Origin of the sequence: Pluralibacter sp. (genome assembly GCF_019237635.1) — a bacterium.
Classification (GTDB): Bacteria; Pseudomonadota; Gammaproteobacteria; order Enterobacterales; family Enterobacteriaceae; genus Enterobacter_B.
In genome coordinates this window covers 1-4,141 of record NZ_JAFAGS010000065.1, presented here as the reverse complement: position 1 = coordinate 4,141, position 4,141 = coordinate 1, and the positions used below count along the sequence as shown (strand labels likewise).

Sequence of the window (4,141 nt, the reverse complement as noted above, 5' to 3'; positions counted from 1 at the left end):
GCCATCCTTTCCGCCACACCGCTTGATGCCTCCTGCTCCTGGCGGGCGCGCTATCTGGCGTCGCTACAGCAAACGTTGGCGCCGTTTTCCTGGCGGCTGGTTATCATCGCCCTTGGAATGGGAGAACGCCTGTCGTTACCGCCTGAGGTCAAGGCCATCATGCAGCAAACGGGAACAATGCACCTGATGGCGATTTCCGGCTTGCATATTGCCTTAGGCGCGCTGCTGGGGTCACTGCTGGTTCGGGGAGTCCAGCGTCTGCTGCCGGGACGCTGGATAAACTGGCGGTTACCGCTGGCGGCAGGTTTTCTCGGCGCATTTTTGTATGCTGTTTTAACCGGGCTGCAACCACCGGCGCTGCGCACGGTGGTCGGTATTGGCGTCTGGTATGCGCTGCGTCTTCACGGGCGGCGATGGTCATCGTGGGAAGCCTGGCTGTGCGGCATGGCTGCTATCCTGGCGATGGACCCGCTGGCGGTGCTTTCGCAAAGCCTGTGGCTGTCATGCTTTGCCGTTGCGGCGCTTATCTTCTGGTATCAGTGGGTACCGCCGCCGCGCTGGAAACGAGGCGGGTGGCTGCTGAATCTTCTGCATTTGCAGGTTGGGCTGATGTTTTTGCTGCTGCCGTTACAGGTTTTACTTTTTCACGGCGTCAGTGGGGTGTCTGTGGCGGCAAATCTGTTCGCGGTTCCGCTGGTGACGCTGCTGATAGTCCCGCTGATTCTCACTGGCATGCTGTTGCACCTTACCGGACTGGCTTCGGTGGAGTACGGCGTCTGGCAGGTGACCGATTCTCTGATGGCGGGGCTTTTCTGGCTGTTGTACCACCTTCCGACGGGCTGGCTCAACATCGATGCGCGCGGTCTCTGGCCGACGCTGCTGCCGTGGCTGCTGATTGTCGTCTGGCGCTTTCACGCCTGGACGACCGCCCCGGCCCTGTGGGGGACGCTGTGCATACTGTTGACCTTTCCATTCTGGCGGTTTAGCGCGAGTCATCTGTGGCGCGTCACCATGCTGGACGTCGGGCAGGGGCTGGCGATGGTGATTGAACGAAACGGCAGGGCGATTCTTTACGACACCGGGCTTGCCTGGCCTGGCGGCGACAGCGCTCAGCAGCTGATTGTTCCCTGGCTGCGCTGGCATCATCTGGTTCCCGACGGGATTATCATTAGCCACGAGCATCTCGACCACCGTGGCGGGTTAAATACGTTGGCGCAAACGTGGCCGACGGCGTGGATCCGCAGTTCGTTAGGCTGGAAAGGGCATCAGCCGTGTCAGCGAGGGGAGCGCTGGTACTGGGAAGGGTTGCGCTTTCAGGCGCTCTGGCCATTGCCTGGAGGGATGGAAAAAGGCAACAACCATTCCTGCGTCGTCAGAGTGGATGACGGTCATTTCAGCATCTTGCTCACTGGAGACATTGAATTAGCGGCAGAAAAAATGCTGATAAGTCATTACTGGCAGCATGTGGCGTCTACAGTTATCCAGGTTCCTCATCATGGCAGCCTGACCTCGTCTGGCGTCACGCTGCTACAGCGAGTCAATGGAACGCTGGCATTGGCTTCCGCGGCGCGCTACAACGCCTGGCATTTCCCGGCCCAAAAGGTGAAAAAGCGCTATCAGCAGCAGGGCTACCGCTGGCTGGATACGCCGCATCAGGGGCAAATTACGCTCAGTTTTAATACTGAGAGTTGGCAAATCCATAGCTTACGCGATCAATATTTCCGTCGTTGGTATCATCAGTGGTTTGGCGATACCCCTGAGAACGGGTAGAATATGCGGCTATTTCAACACAAGCTGGTTTTTTGAATGCAGAACGACAAAGATCTCTCCACGTGGCAGACCTTCCGCAGACTTTGGCCTTTGATTGCGCCTTTTAAAGCGGGGTTGATCGTGGCGGCTGTGGCGTTAATTCTTAACGCAGCCAGCGATACCTTCATGTTATCGCTGCTTAAACCATTACTGGATGATGGTTTTGGTAAAACGGATCGCTCAGTGCTGATGTGGATGCCGCTGGTGGTTATTGGGCTGATGATCCTGCGCGGTATTACCAGCTATGTCTCCAGCTATTGTATTTCCTGGGTGTCCGGCAAGGTCGTCATGACCATACGCCGCCGCTTATTCGGCCATATGATGGGGATGCCAGTTTCCTTCTTCGACAAGCAGTCGACCGGGACGCTGCTGTCGCGCATTACCTATGATTCCGAACAGGTTGCCTCCTCATCGTCCAGCGCGCTGATTACGGTGGTGCGCGAAGGCGCCTCCATCATTGGCCTGTTCGCGATGATGTTCTGGTACAGCTGGCAGCTCTCCATCATTCTTATCGTGCTGGCGCCGATCGTGTCGTTTGCTATTCGTCTGGTATCGAAGCGTTTTCGTAATATCAGTAAGAACATGCAAAACACCATGGGGCAGGTGACTACCAGCGCGGAGCAGATGCTCAAAGGGCATAAAGAAGTGCTGATGTTTGGCGGTCAGGAAGTTGAAACCCACCGCTTCGAAAAAGTCAGCAATAGAATGCGCCTGCAGGGCATGAAGATGGTTTCCGCTTCGTCGATTTCCGATCCGGTTATTCAGCTTATCGCGTCTCTGGCGCTGGCGTTTGTACTGTATGCCGCAAGCTTCCCAAGCGTCATGGAGACCCTGACCGCCGGTACCATCACCGTCGTTTTCTCCTCGATGATTGCGCTGATGCGTCCGCTAAAATCGCTGACTAACGTGAACGCCCAGTTCCAGCGCGGTATGGCGGCGTGCCAGACGCTGTTTGCGATTCTCGACAGCGAGCAGGAAAAAGATGAAGGCACGCGAGTGATTGAGCGTGCGAAAGGCGAGGTTGAGTTCCGTCATGTGACCTTTACCTATCCAGGCCGTGAAGTGCCTGCGCTGCGCGATATCAACCTGCATATTCCGGAAGGCAAGACGGTAGCGTTGGTTGGGCGTTCCGGCTCGGGCAAATCCACCATGGCAAGCCTGATTACCCGTTTCTACGATATCAATGAAGGCGCCATTCTGCTCGACGGACACGATCTGCGGGAATACAAGCTGACGTCGTTGCGCGACCAGGTGGCGCTGGTGTCGCAGAATGTGCATCTGTTTAACGACACCGTCGCCAACAATATCGCCTACGCGCGTACCGACGTGTACAGCCGCGAAGATATCGAAAAAGCGGCGAAGATGGCCTACGCCATGGACTTTATCAACAAGATGGATAATGGCCTGGACACCGTCATCGGTGAAAACGGCGTGCTGCTCTCCGGCGGTCAGCGCCAGCGTATCGCCATTGCCCGCGCGCTGCTGCGTAATAGCCCGATCCTGATTCTGGATGAAGCGACGTCGGCGCTGGATACTGAATCCGAGCGCGCTATTCAGGCGGCGCTGGATGAACTACAGAAAAACCGCACCTCGCTGGTTATCGCTCACCGTCTTTCCACCATCGAGAAGGCCGATGAGATTGTGGTCGTTGAGGATGGCTGTATTGTCGAGCGCGGCAGCCATGAAGATTTGCTGGCGCATCGCGGCGTTTACGCGCAGCTGCATAAGATGCAATTCGGTCAATGATTGCCCGCATCTGGTCCGGTGAATCGCCGCTCTGGCTGCTGCTCTGGCCGTTATCTTTGCTTTATGGCCTGGTCAGCACATTGATTCGCCTCAGCTACCGTCTGGGGCTGAAAAAAGCCTGGCGCGCGCCGGTTCCGGTGGTGGTGGTGGGCAACCTGACGGCTGGCGGCAACGGAAAAACCCCGGTGGTTATCTGGCTGGTGGAGCAACTCCAGCAGCACGGCATTCGCGCAGGCGTTGTCTCCCGGGGCTACGGCGGTAAGGTCGGGCGTTACCCGCTGGTGCTTAACGCGCAAACCCCAACCGCAGAAGCCGGTGATGAACCGGTGCTGATTTTCCAGCGTACCGGCGCGCCGGTTGCAGTCTCCCCGAGGCGAAGCGAGGCGGTACAGGCGCTGCTCGCGGCGCACGATCCGCGCATTATCATTACCGATGACGGGCTGCAGCATTACCGGCTGGCGCGGGACAAAGAGATTGTGGTAATCGACGGCGTGCGTCGTTTCGGCAACGGCTGGTGGCTTCCGGCCGGGCCGATGCGGGAGCGCGCGTCCCGGCTACGTTCTGTTGATGCGGTTATCGTCAACGG

At 57.6% G+C, this 4,141-nt stretch carries 3 protein-coding genes; all 3 read left to right on the top strand.

Annotated elements, in window-relative coordinates; genetic code table 11:
• Positions 1-1,770: DNA internalization-related competence protein ComEC/Rec2 (locus tag JO226_RS07655; RefSeq protein ID WP_293546221.1), on the top strand; the 1,770-nt coding region annotated here is incomplete at its 5' end.
• A gap of 36 nt (positions 1,771-1,806) precedes the next feature.
• On the top strand, positions 1,807-3,555 hold the full coding sequence (gene msbA / locus JO226_RS07650; RefSeq protein ID WP_293546218.1) for a lipid A ABC transporter ATP-binding protein/permease MsbA: 1,749 nt from the start codon (positions 1,807-1,809) through the stop codon (positions 3,553-3,555).
• Positions 3,552-4,141 (top strand): tetraacyldisaccharide 4'-kinase (lpxK, locus tag JO226_RS07645; protein WP_293546215.1); only part of this gene is annotated, 590 nt, incomplete at its 3' end. The genes msbA and lpxK, both read left to right, overlap by 4 nt.